Origin of the sequence: Streptomyces sp. NPDC051907, from assembly GCF_040681075.1 — a bacterium.
Taxonomy (GTDB): Bacteria; Actinomycetota; Actinomycetes; order Streptomycetales; family Streptomycetaceae; genus Streptomyces.
On the sequence record NZ_JBFAYB010000008.1, the window covers coordinates 163001 to 182382 of the forward strand.

16 protein-coding genes and 2 pseudogenes are annotated in these 19382 nt (G+C 69.4%); 6 read left to right on the plus strand and 12 right to left on the minus strand.

What is annotated here, in order from left to right; all coding sequences use genetic code 11:
* Window positions 1–352 precede the first annotated feature (352 nt).
* The 4 genes and pseudogenes from AB0M39_RS08255 to AB0M39_RS08270 form a co-directional block, all read right to left on the minus strand.
* Window positions 353–811, minus strand: a complete 459-nt coding sequence (locus tag AB0M39_RS08255; RefSeq protein WP_365361466.1) for an SUKH-3 domain-containing protein — start codon at window positions 809–811, stop codon at window positions 353–355.
* A gap of 130 nt (window positions 812–941) precedes the next feature.
* A complete protein-coding gene (locus AB0M39_RS08260; RefSeq protein WP_365361468.1) occupies window positions 942–1499 on the minus strand; it encodes a hypothetical protein in 558 nt (185 codons plus the stop codon).
* Between the two features lie 48 nt (window positions 1500–1547).
* Window positions 1548–1814, minus strand: a pseudogene (locus AB0M39_RS08265) (GNAT family N-acetyltransferase); the annotation flags it as partial.
* Between the two features lie 109 nt (window positions 1815–1923).
* Window positions 1924–2085 (minus strand): hypothetical protein, encoded by a 162-nt coding sequence (locus AB0M39_RS08270; protein ID WP_327383085.1) that lies wholly within the window; start codon window positions 2083–2085, stop codon window positions 1924–1926.
* Window positions 2086–2168: 83 nt separating this feature from the next.
* On the opposite strand from AB0M39_RS08270, the gene AB0M39_RS08275 reads away from it, so the two are divergent.
* Window positions 2169–2351 carry a hypothetical protein gene (locus AB0M39_RS08275; RefSeq protein ID WP_327383086.1) on the plus strand — a complete coding sequence of 61 codons (183 nt, stop codon included), beginning with the start codon at window positions 2169–2171 and terminating at the stop codon, window positions 2349–2351.
* Here AB0M39_RS08275 and AB0M39_RS08280 read toward each other — a convergent pair.
* The 4 genes from AB0M39_RS08280 to AB0M39_RS08295 all read right to left on the minus strand — a co-directional run bounded on the left by AB0M39_RS08280 (window position 2306) and on the right by AB0M39_RS08295 (window position 8489).
* Window positions 2306–3179, minus strand: a protein-coding gene (locus AB0M39_RS08280; protein WP_365361470.1) for an IS5 family transposase whose coding sequence is annotated in 2 segments (ribosomal slippage) — window positions 2306–2993 and window positions 2992–3179 — 876 coding nt in all. Because the reading frame shifts where the segments join, the coding sequence is not laid out codon by codon here. The two genes, AB0M39_RS08275 and AB0M39_RS08280, sit on opposite strands and share 46 nt — an antisense overlap.
* Window positions 3180–3385: 206 nt before the next feature.
* Window positions 3386–4426 carry a hypothetical protein gene (locus AB0M39_RS08285; RefSeq protein WP_365361472.1) on the minus strand — a complete coding sequence of 347 codons (1041 nt, stop codon included), beginning with the start codon at window positions 4424–4426 and terminating at the stop codon, window positions 3386–3388.
* 235 nt (window positions 4427–4661) lie between these two features.
* Complete coding sequence (locus AB0M39_RS08290) at window positions 4662–7073, minus strand: bifunctional serine/threonine-protein kinase/ABC transporter substrate-binding protein (RefSeq protein WP_365361474.1); 2412 nt, start codon at window positions 7071–7073, stop codon at window positions 4662–4664.
* A gap of 471 nt (window positions 7074–7544) precedes the next feature.
* Window positions 7545–8489: a LysR family transcriptional regulator gene (locus AB0M39_RS08295; protein ID WP_365361476.1), complete on the minus strand. Its 945-nt coding sequence runs from the start codon at window positions 8487–8489 to the stop codon at window positions 7545–7547.
* Between the two features lie 115 nt (window positions 8490–8604).
* On the opposite strand from AB0M39_RS08295, the gene AB0M39_RS08300 reads away from it, so the two are divergent.
* Together AB0M39_RS08300 and AB0M39_RS08305 are read left to right on the plus strand one after the other, a co-directional pair.
* The gene (locus AB0M39_RS08300) at window positions 8605–9417 is read left to right on the plus strand and encodes an inositol monophosphatase (RefSeq protein WP_365361478.1); all 813 of its coding nucleotides are present in this window, start codon (window positions 8605–8607) and stop codon (window positions 9415–9417) included.
* Window positions 9414–10115, plus strand: coding sequence for an NAD(P)-binding domain-containing protein (locus AB0M39_RS08305; RefSeq protein WP_365361512.1), 702 nt, complete (start codon window positions 9414–9416; stop codon window positions 10113–10115). The genes AB0M39_RS08300 and AB0M39_RS08305 overlap by 4 nt, the downstream gene beginning before the upstream one ends.
* Window positions 10116–10409: 294 nt before the next feature.
* Here AB0M39_RS08305 and AB0M39_RS08310 read toward each other — a convergent pair whose 3' ends face one another.
* Window positions 10410–10808, minus strand: a complete 399-nt coding sequence (locus tag AB0M39_RS08310) for a nuclear transport factor 2 family protein (RefSeq protein ID WP_365361480.1) — start codon at window positions 10806–10808, stop codon at window positions 10410–10412.
* Between the two features lie 87 nt (window positions 10809–10895).
* On the opposite strand from AB0M39_RS08310, the gene AB0M39_RS08315 reads away from it, so the two are divergent.
* The gene (locus AB0M39_RS08315) at window positions 10896–11462 is read left to right on the plus strand and encodes a TetR/AcrR family transcriptional regulator (protein WP_365361482.1); all 567 of its coding nucleotides are present in this window, start codon (window positions 10896–10898) and stop codon (window positions 11460–11462) included.
* A 350-nt stretch (window positions 11463–11812) separates the two neighbouring features.
* Here the strand turns inward: AB0M39_RS08315 and AB0M39_RS08320 are convergent, their stop codons facing one another.
* Window positions 11813–13000, minus strand: coding sequence for a hypothetical protein (locus AB0M39_RS08320; protein ID WP_365361485.1), 1188 nt, complete (start codon window positions 12998–13000; stop codon window positions 11813–11815).
* A 196-nt stretch (window positions 13001–13196) separates the two neighbouring features.
* Here AB0M39_RS08320 and AB0M39_RS08325 point away from each other — a divergent pair.
* A pseudogene (locus AB0M39_RS08325) lies at window positions 13197–13331 on the plus strand (DUF6192 family protein); the annotation flags it as partial.
* Window positions 13332–13407: 76 nt separating this feature from the next.
* On the opposite strand, the gene AB0M39_RS08330 reads toward AB0M39_RS08325, so the two are convergent.
* Window positions 13408–13572, minus strand: a complete 165-nt coding sequence (locus tag AB0M39_RS08330; RefSeq protein WP_365361487.1) for a transposase domain-containing protein — start codon at window positions 13570–13572, stop codon at window positions 13408–13410.
* Window positions 13573–13932: 360 nt separating this feature from the next.
* Complete coding sequence (locus tag AB0M39_RS08335; RefSeq protein ID WP_365361490.1) at window positions 13933–15036, minus strand: hypothetical protein; 1104 nt, start codon at window positions 15034–15036, stop codon at window positions 13933–13935.
* A gap of 1547 nt (window positions 15037–16583) precedes the next feature.
* Between AB0M39_RS08335 and lanL the strand changes: the two genes are divergently transcribed.
* Window positions 16584–19256: a class IV lanthionine synthetase LanL gene (gene lanL / locus AB0M39_RS08340; protein WP_365361492.1), complete on the plus strand. Its 2673-nt coding sequence runs from the start codon at window positions 16584–16586 to the stop codon at window positions 19254–19256.
* The last annotated feature ends 126 nt before the right edge of the window (window positions 19257–19382 follow it).

Below are 19382 nucleotides of genomic sequence, written 5' to 3' on the forward strand. Positions count from 1 at the left end.
TCGGCAACTCGCTGGCCCTGGCCCCCATTCGAGACCCAGAGGACATGCGGTTCCGCGCAAGTGCGCAGACCCGTCCGTGATGGGCGGTCCGTAGTGCTGTGCTGAGGTGGTGGACGTACGGCGTGGTGGTGTGCGGTCGGATGTGTGCGGGCTGGACCAGATGGTCGCTCCGTACGCGGCGCTGCTGCCGTGCGGGACCGGCTGGTGCTCGGTGAGGGCTGGCCGCGGAGGTGGACAGCGCCTTGGCGGTCCGCCGGGGACGAGGTGATCTGGTCCGGTCCGAGATCTGGCGACGGCACCAGTGGGGGCCTTCGGAACCTGTCCGGCGGTTGACCTGGCGGGCCCGCCGGTGTCACCGTCCGGGGTCGGAGCTCGCGATCTCTTCCGGGCGGATGCCCTGGGCAAGTTTCTCTAGAGCCTCTGGGACAGGGCCGAAGGTCGCGAGCCAGGTCTCAACGAGATAGACCTCGCTGTTCTCATCGATGCCGAGGAAGAACCGGCCCTCGTCGAGTTCGCCGATCGGGAAAAGGTCGTGTCCGACCGTCTGGCTCCACTCGGCGAAGCGGCCCTCCTCGCCGGTGAGGAGCTCGGGATCGAAGTTGAAGGGCGTCTTGCTGCACGTAATACCCGGCCCGCTGATCCACACGTTCAGACCGCCGAACTCCGCCAGGAAGCGCTCGGCCGCATCGTGCATGCGCACCAGTCCGCTCTCCTCCAACGTCTCGCGCCAATGCTCGACGGCTACACGCCGCCCGGGCCACCAGCCGGCCGCGCGCAGTGTCACCTCAGTCTCCTCGGTGAAGCCAGTCACTACGTCAGCTCCCTGCAGGGGAGCCGCCGTCGCGTCAACCCACGCCTGAGCCGATGCCGTGCTCTCAGGAATCGGCTGCCCTCTCTCGGCCTGCCAGCCCGGCCGCCACTTCGCCTGCCATCGGTCGAAGTCATCGCGCAGGAACCTGGGGTCCACCGGTTTTGAGCCGCACCTGCGGCCGCTCGTCAGCCCACCAGACCTCGAACTCGGCAGCCGCCCCTTCGACTGGCCAGCGTTCCTCGGCCGTCGGCAGCAAGAGCACGTCGACGAAACCGCCGACCGGAAGGCCGATGTCGACGAAGATCCCGATCGCTCCCAGGGCTGGGACACCTGTCACCCTCCCCTGGAATCGCTGGCCAAACCGCAGGTCACAGCGGACGCGGTCCCACTCCCTCATGTTCACCACCCCGGCATCCTCGCACTCTGCTTGCACGAAGCGCATCCGAGCGGCCGACTTGTCAGTCCAGCTCTGCAGAGTGCGCCTGTGAGCCTCCACTACGAAGTCGTCTTCACGTGCTTCCTCCGGGACAACACACCCGAACCGGTCCTCAACGCGCTTCGCTGGCATCTGGGCCTGCAGACAGAGCGCCCCGAGGAACTCGATCTGGCAGAACGTCCCTACCCGCTGCCTGTTCCAGAAGCCAACAGCTGCCTGCCCGGGGCGATCTAGGGCGTGTATCGAAAGCACGGACAGGCCGGGCGTGGTGAAGTCCCGGTCCGGCCCGTCCGCTCTCTGCTAAAGGTCGAGCTGATACTGGTGTGTCGTGTGCGTGGGTGTGTAGCCGAGACCGTCGTTGACCCGTCGTATGTGCGCGTTGCTGTCGGCGGTGTCGGTCAGGAGGCCACCGAGGTCCGGATAGTCCCTGTGGGTCTGTCGGATCGACTGGGCCTTCATCCATCGGCCGAGGCCGTGACCTCGGTGCTCGGGCAGCACCCCCGTGTCGTAGTGCTGGCCGTCACCTGTGCCGTTGCCGGGGATGACGAGTTCGGTGAAGGCGGCGACGAGCGGCAGAGTTGAGCTCGGCCGCCTCTTGACTGACCCCTGACCTGACACGATCTCTGAGACGGCGAAACGCCGCGGCATGCCGGGGCGTTTCGTGCGTGCGCTCAGTTCAGCGCAAGCCGTCTGTGTCGTCGTGCTCTTCGCCGACTGGGAGTGGCCGACGGTCCTCCCCCGGGTCATCGCTGTAGATGACCGCGGAGACCGCGCTGTCGTAGGCATCGTCGAGGCCGTTACCGCTTGCGCCGAGTATGTTCTCCCAGTCAATTCCCATACCTACGAGCCTACCCGTAGTGTGCCTCGGGAGGTTGTGGACGGCTGGGCAGTTGCGTCCTATGGGTCGGTACAGTCGCGTGCATGCTGAAGCCAGTGCTGCGTGTAGCTGAAGCGGGCGGTCGTACCGTGGACGATCCGACCAAGGAGGTTCTGCACGACCTGCTGTCTGAGATGGCGGGAGGCGTTGCCGTGGACCCCGATGCCTTTTCAGTGAAGGATTACAGCCACTCGTTGATCGCCGCGACCAGGACTGTCGCCTCGTAGCGGACAGCGAGCTTGTCGTACCGCGTGGCGACAGCGCGGTTCCTCTTGAGGCGGTTGATCCCACACTCGACCGCGTGGCGCTCGCGGTAGTCGGCCGGGTCGAAGCGCGGCGGCCGGCCGCCGCGGGAACCGAGCCTTCGGCGGTTGCGGGCCTGGTCGGCCTTGTCCGGGATGGTGCAGCGAATCCCGCGGCGGCGCAGGTAGCCGCGGTTCCTGCGGGAGGCGTACGCCTTGTCGGCCCGCACTCGGTTGGGGCGGCCGCGTGGCCGTCCCGGACCGATGCGGGGCACGCGGATCTTGTCCAACACGGGTTCGAACTGCGGCGAGTCACCGTGCTGCCCGGCCGTGATCACGATCGACATGGGTTTCTGACCCTGCTCGACGGCCAGATGCAACTTGGTGGTGAACCCGCCGCGTGAGCGACCCAGTCCGTGATCCTCGGGTTCGGTGAACACACCGCCTGGCGGTTCCTTCTGCAGGTCACCCTGCCTGCGGGGCCCAGCCGCATGCTGATGAGCACGACAGACCGTGGAGTCGACGCTCAGGTCCCACGTGATCCTTCCCTTCGCGTCGGCCAAGGACTGCAGCCGGGTGAGGACCTGATGCCAGGTGCCGTTCCGCTGCCACCGGCGGAACAAGTCGTACCCGGCCCCACGGCCCGTACTCGACGGGCACGTCCCGCCACGGAACCCCTGTACGGACCCGAAACCGTATGCCATCGATCAACCGCCGCCGAGGCCAGACAGGTGGCCGACCCGCCTTCGTGCCCTTCGGCAACAACGGCTCCAGCACCGCCCACTGCTCATCCGTGAGATCTCCCCGACCCATGAACCGTGATCATCCACAGCATAAGATCCACTTTCGACACACAGCCTAGTCGCCTTCCGACGCCAGGATCGCGGCACCACCTCCGTCTGGGGGCAACTGCCGCACCTTCTGGCTCGACGACATGATGGGCGAGCTCGTCATCATCTTGACCTGCTCGCTCCTGCTGGAGGGGGAGTTGAACGAGCGCCGAAGCGGCGCCGTCCCGTTCAGTGCTCCCAGTCCTCGTCGTCGCCGCCGCGCATGGGGCGCCATCCCTCGAGGTCTTCCAGCGCCTTCCGCGTCAACTGGGCGTACTGCACGGGGCATTCCCACAGCTCGCGGGCCGAGAGCTCGGCGGGCACGGGGGTGTCGGGGTGGTCTTCCGGTGCGTACAGGTGGACGACTGCGCGGTACCGGGACTGCACGGTGGAGTCGGCGGTGGACCAGGGGTGCTTCGGATGCTCGCAGGAGACGTCCAGGTCGATGGTGGCGAGCGCGGCGGCCAGGTCGCGCGCGTACGAGGGCGGCAGACCCCCGTACGACTGGGCGATGCCCATCCACAGGCACAGGAACAGGCCGATCCGCTCCTCGTCCCGCATCTGCCCGGCGAGCCAGCGGCGGGCGGACCACAGGGCGACCGGACCGGCGTTGTCCTCCCAGCTGCGGCTGATCGCCTCCTGCATGGCGACGACGTCGACGCGGCCGTCGTCCTGGACGAACCGCGTGTCCAGATGGGAGACGTCGACGCCGCCGAAGAGCTCCCGGTGCGCCTCGTGCAAGCGGGCCAGGGCCTCGTCGGCGAGGTCCGCGAGGAAGCCCTCGCAGTCGAACACCGCCGACTCCTCCTCGTCGAGACCGTAGTCCTCGGCGAACGCGGCCCGTCCGGCCTCGGTCAGCATGCTCACCCCGGCCTCGACCTCGTACTCCGAGTCCAGGTCTGCGGGGTGGGCGCCGGCCGGGCAGGCGCAGGAGGCCCGGTCCAACTGCGCACGGAACCCGTCCAGGGCCTGTATGTACGACGCGAACAGGGACTTGCTGAAGATTCGTGCGCTGACGTACCAGCAGGTGGCATGCAGGAGGATCGTGTATCCGGTCCGCTCCCGGCGGCCCTCCGGGGCGGCGACGCGGCCGAGCGCCTCCGCCGCGTCGCCGGCGAGGACGGCGAGGGTCGACTCGGGATCTGCATAGGGGTAGTCGCTGACGATCCCGGACAGGTCGGAGATCAGTTCGCGGTGGTCGGCAGGCAGCGTGGGCGTCACTTCAGTCACATCCGTAACCGACGATCGCGCAGCTCGGACGGTTCCCCCCGGCCCACAGTCCTCCGGAGTTCAGCTCATCCGGCAATGGGCAGACAAGCCAACGGACCCCACCGGCTGTTCGCCGGTGGGTCCGGTCGGTGCACGCGGTCCTGCCCGAGGGCGGGTGCGACCGCCCTGCACAACGGCGGCCTCGGTGTCCGTTCGGGCGTGTCCCGGTTGCTCGAACCGGTTCGGTGGGCGGGCGTCAAGGACTGGCGGGGCCGCTGGTCACGGTGGTCCATTGGCCGGCGGCCACCGAGTACACCGTCAGATGCCGGTTGCGGGTGTCGCCGTACTCGTCGAAGGCGACGTGGCCGGTGACTCCGTCGAAGGCGGTCCGGGCCACGGCCTGTGGCATCTTCGCGCGCGCGTCCCGGGGGAGGGCGCCGCCGTTGGCCGTCACAAGGGACTTCACGGCCTCGATGAGGCTCCAGGTCGCGTCGTAGGCGTACGGCCCGTACCAGCCGGCCGCATCCGGGTAACCCGCCTTGCGGTACCGGGCGAGGAAGTCCGCCCCGCCCGCCTGGTGTTCGGCGGGCATGCCGATGTTGACGGCGAGGTCGCCGTCGGTCTTCGGGCCGGACGTCGTGAGGAACTGCTGGTCGAAGATGCCGTCGCCGCCCATCAGGGGGATGTCGACCCCGGCCTGCTTGAGCTGCTGAGAGAGCGGCGCGGCGGTGTCGTAGTAGCCGCCGAAGTAGACGGCGTCGGCGCCCGAGGCCCGGACCTTCGCGGCGAGGCCGGGGAACTCGCGCTGCGCGGTATCGACCTGCTCCGTGCCGACCACGGTCCCGCCGAGCTTCTCGAACTCGGCCGTGAAACCGGAGGTGAGGCCGGTGCCGTAGGCGCTCTTGTCGTCGATGACGTACAGCTTGCTCTTCCCGGCCTCGGCGTGGAGGTACCGGGCGGCGAACGGCCCCTGGTCCACGTCCGTGGTCACGGTGCGGAAGTACGTGTCGTACGGACGGGACTTGGCGCCCGCGGCCCAGTCGGGGCCCAGTGTCAGTGCGGGGTTGGTGTTGCCCGGTGAGACGTTGACCAGGTCCGCCTGGGCCAGGGGCTCCACGAGGGTCTGGGCTACGCCGGAGTTCAGCGGTCCGACGACGCCCAGTACTTTCGCGTCGGACACGAAGCGGGCGGCGTTCGGGCTGCCCTTGGCGGGGTCGGCGGCGTCGTCCAGGGCCTTGATCTCGAAGTTCACGCCGGGGACGTGCCGCTTCTCGTTCGCGGCCCTGGCTGCCAGGTCGGCGGAGTTCCGGATACCGAGGCCTATGGCGGACAGACTGCCGCTGAGCGGTGCGTCCACGCCGATCACCACCGTGACGGCAGAAGCCGCGGCGCCGCTGCCGGCCGCTCCGCCGCCGCGGGGTGTGTCGTCCTCACGGGAGAGGGACCAGGTCAGGACGGAACCGGCCGCGAGCGTGGCCAGGGCCGCGGCCAGGACGACGGAACGCCGGGTGAGGGCGCGCGTCCGTACCGGCCGCTGCTCGCCTGCCTCCACCTTGGCCGTCGTCCCCAGCGAGACCAAGTCCTCGGTCGGGGGGACGGGTACGGGGACCGGCGGCGGGTCGGTCGGCCGGTCCGGGGCGGGGCGCGGGGGGTCGTGTGGGGCCTCCCCGGAGTCCAGGACCGTGGGCGTGTGCGGTGTCGTGGGCGTAGGAGGCGTAGGAGGCGTAGGAGGCGTTGGGGGGAGCGCCTGCTCCGTCGCGGCGTCCGGCGCCGGTTCCGGTGCGGGATCACGCTCGGAGTCCGGCTCCGGCTCCTGCGTGGAGGCCGCGTCGTCGCGGGCCGGGATGGAGCGCAGCACCGACGCCAGCATCCCGGCGGCCTCGGTGGCGCCGACCCGCTGCTCCGGGTCCTTTGCGAGCAGCGCCTCCAGTACGGGTGCGAGCGGCCCGGCGTGGACCGGCGGCCGGTGCGGGCGGGTGAAGACGGCCACGGCCAGGGCGTGGAGCCCTTCCGCCTCGAACGGCGGGTGCCCCTCGACGGCGTGGTACAGGGTGGCGCCGAGCGCCCACAGGTCGTTGGCGGGGGTCGGGCGCCTGCCCTCCAGCTGCTCCGGGGGCATGTACTGCGGCGTGCCGATGACGATCCCGCTGTGGCTCAGCTTGGTCGTGGCGTCCGCGAGGTGCGCGATGCCGAAGTCGGTGAGGACGACCCGGTCCTTGGTCAGGAGCACGTTGTCCGGTTTGATGTCGCGATGGACGATTCGTGCTTCGTGCGCCTCGGTAAGCGCGTCGAGCATGGCGGCGCCGATCTCGGCCACCCGCTGCACGGGCAGTCGGCCCTGCCGGCGGATGGCGGCGGCCAGGGACTGCCCGCGGATGAACTCCATGACGATCACGGGGGAGCCGCGGTGTTCCACGACGTCATGGATCGTAATGATCCCGGGGTGGCTGAGTGTCACCGCCGCGCGGGCCTCGCCGGTGAAGCGCCTGAGCAGCGTGGCGCGGTCGTCCTCGTCCATCCCCGGCGGGAAGAGGATCTCCTTGATGGCGACCTCGCGTCCGAAGAGCTGCTGGTCCAGGCCACGCCAGACCCGGCCCATACCGCCCTGGCCAATGCGTTCGACCAGCTGGTACCGGCCGGCGATGAGTTCGGCGTTCTGCTCGGTCACGCGCATACTCTAAGCGGTCTTGCGTAGGCCGGGTGCTGCTGTGTGGAGGAGAGCGTCCGGCTGTGTGGGGGCCTGCTCGGGAGCGGCGTGCGGTTCTTCGATCCAGGGGCAGGTCCGGAGGGGGATGTCCTCGTTCACCGACCGTCAGACGCGCTCGATCTCGTGGCGTTCGGGGCTGTGGCGACGACGTGCCGGAGTTCCGCTTCTGGTCCGGTCGGGCCGAGCACCAGGCGACCCGCGCCGCCATCCGCAGCGCCCTCGGCGGCATCGAGACCTTGCTGGCCGTACTCGCCCTGTCGACCCAGCTCAGCCACGCCGCCGACGCGCTCGCCACCGGGTGCCGGGCCGCGCTGTCCCGGCCGATCCTCTCCGAGGGACAGGCGTCGACCGGCATCTGCCTGCCCACCTTCGGTGAGGGATACGTCGATCCCGACTTCCGTCAGCAGCCGCGGTTTTCCCTGGGCGTGTCCGTCACTGCCCGGTCCGGTTGGCGAGGGGCTGTTGAGAGGCTGTCGGTGGTGCGAATAGTGCCTGGACGGTTTCGGTGGCCAGGTCTCGCAGCCAGGTGTGGGCGCGGTCGTTGTCGTAGCGCTGGTGCCAGAGCAGGTACAGGGGGATGCCGGGCAGCGGGAGTGGGAGCGGCAGCGAGGCCAGGCCGAGTTGTTCCCGGGCCGTGCGGGTGACCGCGTCGGGGAGGGTGACGACCAGGTCGGTGTCGAGGGCGAGTTGCAGGGCGAAGGCGGCGGTGGGCCCGGCGGCGACGACGCGTCGTTCGAGGCCGCGTGTGGTCAGGGCGTCGTCGATCGGGTCGCGCAGGTTTCCGCGCCGCGAGACGGTGAGGTGTTCGGCGGCTGCGTAGCGCTCGAGGCTCAGCGGGCCTTCGGCGAGCGGGTGGCCTGGGCGGACGGCGACGATCAGCCGGTCCCTGCCGACGAGGCGGTGGCGGATGTCGGGGAGCGTCGGAGCACTGGAGCTTGATTCGAGGTCGACCTCGCCTCGGCGCAGCTCGGCGTCGTCCGTCCCGGGTTCGGCGGGCAGGCGCAGTTGGACGCCGGGGGCCTGGCGGTGGACGGCGGTGATCAGGGCGGTGCCGCAGGCTGCGGTCAGGGCGTCGTGCCAGCGCACGGTGAACACCCGCTCCAGAGCCGCTAGGTCGAGTTCCTGCTGCGCGGTAAGAAGTTGGTGAGCCTGCTGCACAAGGGTGTGGACCTGGGCACGCATGGCCAGCGCGCGGGTGGTGGGGACCATGGTGCGGCCGGTGCGGACGAGGATCTGGTCACCGGTGGCCTTGCGGATGCGGCCCAGGGAGCGGCTCATCGCCGGTGAGGTGACGTGGAGGCGTGCTGCGGCGCCGGCGACGCTGCCTTCTTCCAGCAGGGCGTCCAGGGCGGTGAGCAGGTTCAGATCCAGTTGCATGAGAGTAACTCTACAAGTGACAAGCATGCACTGGTTGTTAACCGTCAGGCGCTCTACCTTCGAAGTGCGGGGGCGAGGCAACATCCCCGCATCGACCGAGCCCAGGGAGCCCACCATGAGCACAGCCATGCCTTTCGCCGCCGACACGACGCTCCTGTCCGACGTGACCGCCGCGGTGAAGGCCGCCGGCGTCACGCTGCGCGACCGCCACACCTCGCACGCCCGGGGCGTGAGTCTGGACGAGGTCGTCGGCGAGATCCACGCCAACGACGACGCGGTGCTGGACGTGCTGCGGGAGCCGCTGCTGCGGGCCCGGCAAGGGTCGCAGTGGGCCGAGGACGAGCTGGCCGGCGGCGCGCTTCCGTCCGGGGAGTGGTGGGTCGTCGACCCCGCCGAGGGCAACATCAACCACGTCCACGGCATGGACGACTGGGCCGTCACCGCCACCCTGGTCCGCGACAACCGGCCGGTGCTCACCGTCGTCCACCTGCCGCTGACCGGCGACACCTACACCGCCGTCGCCGGCGGCGGCGCCCGACTCAACGACCGACCCCTGCAGGTGTCCGCCAAGACCGACCTGGGCGCCGCGCTCATCGGCACCGGCCAGGCCAAGCCCGGCGAGGACGAGCGCACCTTCCGGCAGATCGGCGACTCCGTCACCGCCATGCTCGTCAACGGCCTGGTCGTGCGCGTGTCCGTGCCTGCCACGATGCAGCTCATCCACGTCGCCGCCGGACGCATGGACGCGTTCTGGCAGTTCTCCGACGTCCGCTCCGGCCTGGTCGCGGGCGCCCTGCTGGTCTCCGAGGCCGGAGGCGCTGTCACCGACCTGGCGGGCGAACCCTGGCACACCGGCAGCCGCGACTTCCTGGCCGCCGCCCCCGGCATCCACGGCGCCGCCCTCAAGGTCCTCTCGCCGATTGCCTGACCGGACGTCTCCGCTCTTCCCCACCCCGATACCGCAAGGAGCATCACCGTATGACCAACATCGGCATCCTGGGCGCCGGCCGCGTCGGCGCCAACCTCGCCGGCAAGCTCTCCGCAGCCGGACACCACGTCATCCTCGGCCGCCGGAGCCCGACGGAAGAGACCACAGCGGCTGCCGAAGGCACAGGCCCCCGCGTCTCCTTCGCCGACCAGCGCACCACCGCCCGCACCGCGGACGTCGTGATCAACGCGACGCCCGGCGACAGCTCCCTGGAGCGCCTCGCCGACCTGCGCACCGAGCTCTCCGGAAAGATCCTCATCGACGTCTCCAACGCAACCCGAGACGCCGCTGACGGCTTGCCCGGCGACCTGTGCTATCCCGGCAGCAGCCTCGCCGAGAAGCTCCAGGCCGCGCTCCCCGACACTCATGTGGTCAAGACCCTCAACACCATGCTTTTCATGGTCATGACCGCCCCCGAAACCCTGGCCACCCCACCGACCGTCTATCTCTCGGGCGACGACGAACAGGCGAAGAGGACCGTCACCGGCCTGCTCGGCGACCTGGGCTGGCAGCCCGAACGGATCGAGGACCTCGGCGACATCACCACAGCGCGCGCCACCGAGGCCATGATCCTGGTCGTGCCCCACATCCTGCGCCGACACGGCTTCAAGCCCTTCGCCGTCTCCGTCGCCCGCTGACCCGCAAGACCGGGTTCAGGCCAAAGTCAGGCAGCGGGCTCGTGCTAGGCAGCTGGCTGCCCGACACGGACAACGCCCGCTGGGCTGCACGTGATGCCCGAGGGGTGGTCGCCGCGCAGCACCATCAGGGCGTTGTCGCTCGAGGCTGCGGCAGGTACCGCGACAGGACCTGCCCCGGGCCGGGCGCTGGTCTTCATGCTCGCGGATCGTCGGCCCGTCGAACCCGGCGCCGCTGTCGACGCGGTAACTGCGCAGGGAACTCTGCTCCTTCCTCGTGTCCTGCGTTGCTGCCGCTCACTCGTCCGCGTCCGACTCGGTGGCCAACGGGACTTCGCCTGCGGTCTTGCTGTAGCCCAGGGCCTCCACGATCCGGCCGTCCTCGACGCGCATGAGGTTCACGCCGCGCACGGAGTCGCCGGGTGCGTCGCCGAAGCGGTAGCGCCAGCGGATCGTCGCCCGGTCGCCCGCAACGGCGACGTCCTCGGGCGCGAACTGGGTCGTGCGGTCGGCCGCGAGCGCTCGCCAGAAGGCGAGACACGCATCCCGTCCTACGTATCGCTCACCGTCCGGCGCCGGCTGGATCGCCTCCATCACGCAGCCCTCGCCCACCAGGTCGTTGAGTACGTCGGGTTCGTGTTGGACGAACGCCTGGTTGAACAGGTCGATGACGGCGGCGGTCGTGCGAGGCGGCATAGCTGCTCCTCAGTAGATAGAACAGTCGGTCTACCTCGACTATATAGACCGGTTGATCTACCGGTCAACCGCTGGCAGGCTGTCGCCATGAACACTCGTACAGCGCCAGGCCCTCGCGAGCGCCTGTTGGAGGCCGGGCAGGAGCTGACCTACCGCCACGGCGTCGGAGTGGGCGTGGACACTCTGCTCAAGAGCGCGAACGTGGCCCGCCGATCCCTCTACGAGCACTTCGGCGGAAAAGACGGCCTGATCGCAGAGGTCCTGCGGCGCAGCGCCGCCGAAGACGAGGCCGGCTATGAGCAGACCATGCGCGAGGCGGGCGACGACCCGCGCGAGCGCCTGCTGGCCGTCTTCGACAAGCTCGCCACCGTCATCGCCCAGCCGGACTTCCGGGGCTGCCGCTATCTCGCCGCCGACCTGGCACTGGCCGACCCCGACCATCCAGGACACGCCGTCACCCGCCGCTACCGTGAAGGCGTGAGCCGACTCCTGGCAGGCGAACTCGTCAGGCTCGGCCATCCACAACCCGCCCATGCCGCCGACCAGCTCCTGCTGCTCATCGACGGAGTCATGGCGGCCGGAGCCACCCGCCCCGACACCAGCCCTGCCGCATCCGCGCGGGAACTCGCCGAGCAGATCCTCGCGGCACGGTAGCCGCGACGAGGGGAACGGCGGTTGTGAGTGGGCGGTGCAGTCGGCCGGTCAAGGGGTCGCTCGATCCGGGAGACGGCGGGAGCGCTGCCGGGCGGAGGTGGGCGACAGCAAGTTCGGAGAAGCCTGCGTCCGCTGCCCGATGCTCCGCCCGGACCCTGTTCAACGAGGACGACTCGAAGAGACCCGGGTCAACCTCTCGCCGGTGCCGCCACAGCGCCGGTGCGTCGGCCCGACCTCGATGTCCACGTTGGCGCCCGATCGTTCTGACCGGCGACAGCCCTGTACGCACGATGCTGGCCCGCACCGCTGTCACCACCGCGCGGCGGACCGATGACCGCGCCCCGGCAGTTTCAGCTCAGCAGAGGATTGCCCTGGAGGTTCGCTTCCCCGCACGCCCAGGGGCCCTCGGCCAGGGGGCCCAGCGGCGTACGGAAAACCAGGACCTCGTTGTCCAGGGAGACGACGACGCTGCCTTCGCTCAGCAGTAGCGCACGACCGGTGACGGCTCGGCTGTCGTCCATGGCGAACAGTTCGTGTCCAGCGAGGTCCGTGTCCACGGCGAGTAGCTTGCCGTCGCGCCAGAACACCGCGGTTCCCTCGCAGTCCATCGCGGGGTAGGACGTGTAGTAGCCCGTCAGCGCCGGTCCGTCCACGAGGCTGTTGTCCGGTGCGAGCCGCCGGAAGCGTGATCTCGAAGGCAGGCGATTTTCGAGCTCGGGGCCGCTGGCGCTGCCTTTCTTGTCGACGAGCATGGCTCCGTGGCTGGCCCAGCGCGCGGTTTCGGCGCCGTCGCGGCCGAAGCGGCCGGTCGTGAACGCGCCGTAGCCCTGGGATCCGATCAGGAACTGGCCAGGTCCAGCTATCGCCTTTCGGCCTGTGGGAGCGGGAGAGGTGGCCGACACGGTCTCGCCGCTGTCCAGGTCGAGGAAGAACGTTCGCCCGATGCCGCCCCGTCTGTCGGTGAAGCTGGCTGCGATCCGGTCGGCTGATACGAGCAGTGGCTCCCAGTGGTCTACGCCGATCTCCTTTGGAACCCAAGGTCTACGCGGCTGGATCTCCCATCCGGTCCGGTCTCCCATTTCCACTACACCCGGGAACGACACCGCACCGAGCACGATCGGCGTGGACCAGAGGCACTCGCCCTCTCGCGTGTACCGGGCCACGCGAGGCTCCGGTACAGACGTGGGCCGGCTTCGTTCTCCGCGCACCAGGCGGGAAGCGCTGGCCCAGGAAATGACGAACCCGTCGTCGAGGAGGACGAACGCCCCGATCTCCTCGTCGGGGCGGCACTCCGGGCGGGCGGTGGGCCCAGTGGATCCGTCCGGTAGAACACCTTCCAGGAGCCGGCCGTCGCCATCCGGGTAGGCGACCCACAGCGTGCCCTCCGTGGACAGACGGGACTGCGGTCTGCCTGTCCCGGGGTAGGTCCGCTGCCAAGCCACCTTGCCTGAGAGGTCGACCCTCGTGATGACGGTCGCCAGGTGATTCGCACCGTAGCCGGTCACGGTCAGCGGCGCGAAGGGATCGGACGTGGCCACGGATCGGACCTGGCCCGGCAGGGTGAAACGCGATGAGAGGGTCATGTGCCGCATCTTGCCGCATGCGTCCGTCCGTAGCGGTTGGGCCCTCTGCAGCCGCCGTCTCGGCCAACTGGAATGCTTCGGGGCCCACTTTGATGCTCAGAGCCGTGGCTGGCTGTGGCAGCACCGCCTCATCATGGGGACCCCGTGCCACCCGCCCGAGGGCAAGGCCAGGTGGACGCCGGACGAGGCAAACCGTCGGCCCGGTCGGCAGGTCATCAAGCCGGTCACCCCGCAGGAGAAGGTCAGCGCGATCCACACCTTCGGGCAGGACGAGGAGGTCGCCGCCACCGCGGTACCTGGCCCCGCTTGTCTCCTCGGTCGCCACCGGACAAGGCACCCGGGCGAACAGGGCCTTGAGCGGTTCAGGGCCCAGCCCGCAGCCGGGCCCGGCCGATCGCCGCAGTGGTCGGTACCCGCCATGTCCCCTTCCGGCGGCCCATCCGTTCCTGCCCATGGGTCAGGAGCCGTGCGACCTCCTCGTATCCCTGCCCCGAGAACAGGCACATCGCCAGCACGAAAGAGACCATCGCCCGGGCCGGCAGCAGCCGCTGCCTCTGCTCAGCCTCTTGGTAGCGAGCTTGCGTTTACTCGCATCGAGCTCGGCCACCCTTCCTCCAGCTGCCGGATCCGCTGTCCGGACCGCCAGCGGCACCGCCGCCCCTTGTTGCACGGCCGGCCTTCAGCCGCGGCCTTGAGCTCGTCCGAATGGTCCTTCATCGCCATCGGCGGTCTTCTCTCTTCCTCCGGATCAGCAGATCCAGTATCAGCGTGTCCACCACTCAGCAGGAGCCCCCCTCACCGGGGCGGGGTCATGCTCCCGCCCCCGCCCCGGGGCTGGCTGAGGCAGTCAAGCAACCCGGACGCGACTATGCGTCCCGTCACCCTGACTACCTGGTGGCCGGTAGGTGTTCAACCTTGGTGGTGACACCGGGGATGGGGCGCTCGCCGGTCAGGATCGGGTCATACGTCGTGTCGCCCTTCAGCGTCCGCTCGTAGTACGCGGTCAAGAAGCGAACTGCGAAATCCCGCTGCGCCTTCTCCGATGGCTTGGCCGGGTTCTTGGGGCAGGTGCTGTCGTCCCCGTTAGCGGGGCCGGTCGCACTGGACCATACGGTGTTGAAGAAGTTGTGGTTGCCGGCCACAAGCGTCATCAGATACACCGGCACGGTGTTGCGGCCACGGGAGTTGTCGAAGTACTTCCGGTCTCCAGTTCCCCAGCACGTCGCGGAGACCACGGCGAAGGGGATCCTGGTGATCAGGGTGTCGCTGATGTCGCCCTCCACGATCTCGAAATACCGGGAGGCCAGCGGGACGACGGCCTTGACCTGCACGCCCTTCGGCCAGTCCTTGCGATGCTTGTCTGAGGCGTGCCTCATGACGGCCTCGCCGGCGACGGAATGGCCCATGGTGCCGACGCGTTTCATGTCGACCCTGCCGCGGAAATCGACTTGTGTCCTCTCGCCGGTGGTGGCGTCGGTGAACTTGCCCGCCAACGGTCCACGGCCAGTCGTGGTGAGCTGCTGCCACATCGCCAGATGCCGGTTGATCAGGCGGGCACGCTGCGGAGAGGTTCCCATGCCGTGGTTGATTCCATTCGCGCTCAGCGACACGACGACGAAGCCGCGCCGTGCCAGAGCGTCACCGAGGTAGTCGTATCCGCGGTGGCTCGGGAACACCGGAACACCTGGCGGGCAGGGCCATGACTCTTCTCCCTCCGTGTCGCACGCGCTGTTCTGGCCGTGCAAGAGCATGATCAGCGGCATCTTGCCCGGCGGTGTTCGGCGCGGATAGTGCACGACCGCCTTGATCTCGGACTTGTACGGCCAGTCCGGTGGGTCGGTGAACGCGGTGGCGCCGAGGTCGTACTCGGCCACGGCGACCGCCGCGCCGGGATGGAAGTCGGTGGATGCTGACGCCTCGTTCTTGAAGCCGATGGTCGTATAGCCGCCGAAGAGGGCGGCCAGCAGTACCGCCACCACGACGATGGACACGCTTCTGCGCTTGGTCACGGGGGTTCCCTCGGGTCGATCCGAGCAGTTGGCGCCCAAGGTAGGAGTCGAATGCGGCGAGCTTGTTCACCAAACCACAGCGGTTGGCGCTCGATTGGGTATCGGAGCGCGTCCTGCCGTGGCGGAGCGCGTACACCGACCTCGGCACAGAGATCCTTGTCGTACTCAGGCAACTCGCCAACGGCCCCCGGCAGAAGACGCCGGCTGCAGGTGGCGAAAGCCGCCAGCCACGGCCTCGTGTCCGCAACCTCAATGCCGTGGCCTCCGTGCAGGGGAGGGGCCGCCGCTGCGCTCGGCTCTTGCTGGGTGCGGGCCCGGAGGCGAGTGCGCACCGCTGGGTCGGCGACCTCGCTGGCAGCCCGGGGAGGCCGGTGGCGCCCGGCCATCCGCTGGTCCTCGATACACCCGGCAGTCCTGGCCCGGACTCCGCGCTCCCACCCATACCGCACGCCACACCCACCCGCCGAAGTGCTCACTTCGCTTACGACGCCAACGCGATATGCAGCTCAGCGTTCCTCACCGGTACGGCCAGCGAATGCCTATGGGGGGATCACGACACGAATGGCCTCTCCCGTACGGGAGTTGGGGTGGACGTGGCGAGCGTCGTCGTGCCGTCGCAAGGGGGACCGCAGGAGCGGATGGCGGGTGTCGCCAGGATCAGCGGCTTGGACGCCTGGCTGTCGTGCAGGTTCGCCCCGACGCCGCGACGGCCGGCGGGATGCCCAGAGCGTCGGACAGGACGTACACCACAGCCGTGAACACCGCCCGCTCGTCACAGGGCGCTGTCCCACCGCCCCGCGGACGAGCAGCCAGCGACGGCAGCAACGGGGCGACCAGCTCCCGGAGTTCGTCAGCAGCCAGCCGCTGCGACAGATCAGCACCCACAACCGCTCATGATGCCGCCGCACAAGCCATGCATCCCGTGAGGCATCCTCTGAGGACCGCTTCCGTGATCGAACCGGGACCAGCCTCATTTCGCCATCATGCGTTGATAGTTCGACGTCTTGCGTAGGTGCAGTTCAGACTCCTGATCGAGGCTTTCCCGATGTTCGGATCGCGCCCCGCCTCTGATTGCAGTTGCGGCGGAATCGAACTCTTTAACGGGGTCGGAGTGAGAGCGAAGCTGTATGGCTGCAGTCCGCTTCGATGACCTTCTCCGCAGAAGCGGTCGCTGCTTGTGGTTCATTTTCCCTCGGGGAGCGGGCGTTCGAGCAACAGGGTCTACGGAGCAGCTTGTGGTCACTGTTTCGTTTAAGCTCTCGTGAATCGATACTGCCGGCCCTGTGGATTCGAAATGAATCAACTCGGACCGTTTGTCCTTTCCGGGCACGGGCGTTTTGTTCGAACAGGTAGAGCATTTTCTATCCGATGACGCATGTGCGCCTCTATTTGCGCCGGACTGCGCCTCATTCACTCGGAACCACCCCGTGCGCTCGCTGAACCAAGTGACTTCTGGTGGGCGCGAACTGTACGTTTCTTTCACCGAAGACATATTCCGCCAACGGTTTTCGCCGTTGAGGGGGACGCGCATGACGAGTCAATTGACCGAAGTCGACCTGGAAGGCCTGCTGCGCGAGGCGCTACAGGCCACAGCTACGGGCGAGCGTTGGACGACCGAGGCGGACGAGATGTGGTGCCGCCTCACTCGCCCGCTCGGTATAGGACGCCGGCAGGGCTGGAAACTGCACGTGTCCGCGACGGCGGCCTCCGCGCCGGAAGTCCTCGAGAAGGCCCTGCATGTGCTGCTGCGCGAGGAGTCGGCATTCAAGTTCGTCCGCTTCCTCGGGCAGGTGAGCGCGCTCAACTCCCGTGCCACGCCGCGGGGGAGCTCGGGCAAGTTCATCACCGTCTACCCGACCTCCGACGACGACGCGGCCCGAGTAGCGCTGGAGCTGCACAGGGCCACTCGCGGACTGGCCGGCCCCCGGATCCTGTCCGACCAGCCGTACGCCCCGCACAGCCTCGTGCACTACCGCTACGGGGCCTTCGCCGGCCGGCGGCGGCTGTCGGAGCAGGGCCTGCTGGTGTGGTGCATCGAGGACCCCGACGGCAATCTCGTGGAGGACAAGCGCACAGGTCAGTACTCTCCGCCCGCCTGGGCGGTCAGCCCCTTCCCCGCCTCGGTACCGCTCCCACCGCAGCAGGAGAAGACGACGAGCGGCCCGGTGCTGCTCAGCGGCCGGTTCTCCGTACGGGAAGCGATCCGGCACACCAACAAGGGCGGCGTCTACCGGGGCACGGACGTCACCACCGCCGCCCCCGTGGTGATCAAGGAGGCCCGGCCGCACGTCGAGGGCGACGCCTCCGGATCCGACGTCCGGGACTGGCTGCGGGCCGAGGCCAGGACCCTGGAGAAGCTCAAGGGCACGGGACTGGCACCGGAGCCGCTCGCGATGTTCGAAACGGGCGGGCACCTGTTCCTCGCCCAGGAGGAGGTGCCGGGCGTGCCCCTGCGCACCTGGGTCGCCGAGTGCTTCCGCGACGTCGGAAGCGAACGCTACCGAGCGGACGCGCTGGCCCAGATCGGACGTCTGGTGGACCTGGTCGCCGCGGCCCACGCCCACGGATGCGTACTGAGGGACTTCACCCCCGGCAACGTCATGGTCCGCCCCGACGGAGAACTGCGCCTCATCGACCTGGAGCTCACCGTCCTCAAGGCTGACGTCACGCTCCCGACCCACGTCGGGACCCCCGGCTTCAGCGCCCCCGAGCGCCTAGTGGGCGCTCCTGTCTCCCCGACGGCCGACTACTACAGCCTCGGCGCCACCGTGTGCTTCGTCCTCGCCGGGAAGGTGCCCAACCTGCTGCCCGAGGAGCCGGCCGCCAGGCCGGCGGAGGAACGGTTCGCCGACTGGCTGAGCGCCTGTGCCGCAATGCTGCGGCTGCCGGACGGCCTGCCGGAGATGATCCTCGGGCTGATGAAGGACGATCCCGGCGAGCGCTGGGACCCCGCCAGGGCGCGTGAGGCGCTGCGCGCGATGGAGTCGGCGCGGTCGGCGCATCCCGCTGGCGGACCGGAGCCGACAGCCGACCCGCACACCGCGACGCAACTCGCCGTCACCGGCATGGTGAACCACCTCGTCGACTCGATGACCCCGGCCGACGACCGGTGGCTGTGGCCCGTGTCCACCCTGGCCGGAGAGACCGACCCCTGCACCGTGCAGCAGGGCGCGGCAGGCGTACTGGCGGTCCTGACCCGGTACTTCGAGCTCACCGGCGACCCACGCCTGCCCGAGGTCATCTCCACCGCGGGCCACTGGATCGCCGCCCGTGCCGACACCCGCTCCATACGTCCCGGCCTGCACTTCGGCGGCCGCGGAACAGCCTGGGCGCTGTACGAAGCCGGACGCGCCGTCGACGACCGCGCACTCACCGACCACGCGCTGGCCCTGGCGTTGGCCCCGCTGGAGTCGACGCCCAGTCACGACATCACCCACGGCTCCGCGGGAAGCGGACTCGCCGCCGCCCACCTGTGGCACCGCACCGGCGACCCGCGCCTGGCCGAACTGGTCGCCGACGCAGCCGACCGGCTGGCCGCCGCCGCACAGCCCGAACCGTCCGGCGTGAGCTGGCCCGTCCCCGCCGAAGCCGTCTCCGAAGAGGCCGGCAAACGCTATCTGGGCTTCGCACACGGAACATCGGGCATCGGCTGCTTCCTCCTCGCCGCCGCGGCCGTCACCCACCGGCCAGAGCACATGGAGCTGGCCGTGGCGGCAGGAGAGCACCTGGTGGCCCACGCCGTGACGGTCGGCCGCGCGGCCCAGTGGCCGGCCCAGGCCACAGACCCGCCCACGGCCCCGTACTGGTGCCACGGTTCGGCGGGCATCGGCTCCTTCCTGATCCGCCTCTGGCAGGCGACCGGGGACGAGCGGTTCGGCGACCTCGCCCGCGGCGCCACACACGCCGTCATGGAGCGCGCCTCCCGCGCCGCCCTCGCCCAGTGCCACGGCCTGGCGGGAAACGGCGACTTCCTCCTCGACATGGCCGACGCCACCGGGGACCCCGCCTACCGCGCGATGGCCGAGGACCTGGCCCACCTCATCGCCTCCGAACGCGCCCACCGTGACAGCCACGTCGTCTTCCCCAACGAGTACGGAGACATCTCCACTAGCTGGAGCGACGGATCCGCAGGAATCCTCGCCTTCCTCCTGCGAACCCGCCACACAGACCCCCGGCACTGGATGACCCAGCAGCCGGGCTGAGCGACAGGGGACTCCTGTCGCAACCCCCTGGCCGACACGAGCCGCCCCGACCGCAAGCACCTGGTGGGCCTGCTGCCCGAGGACCCGGAGACCCTCCTCCCCGAGGGAACACACCTCATCGCCGCC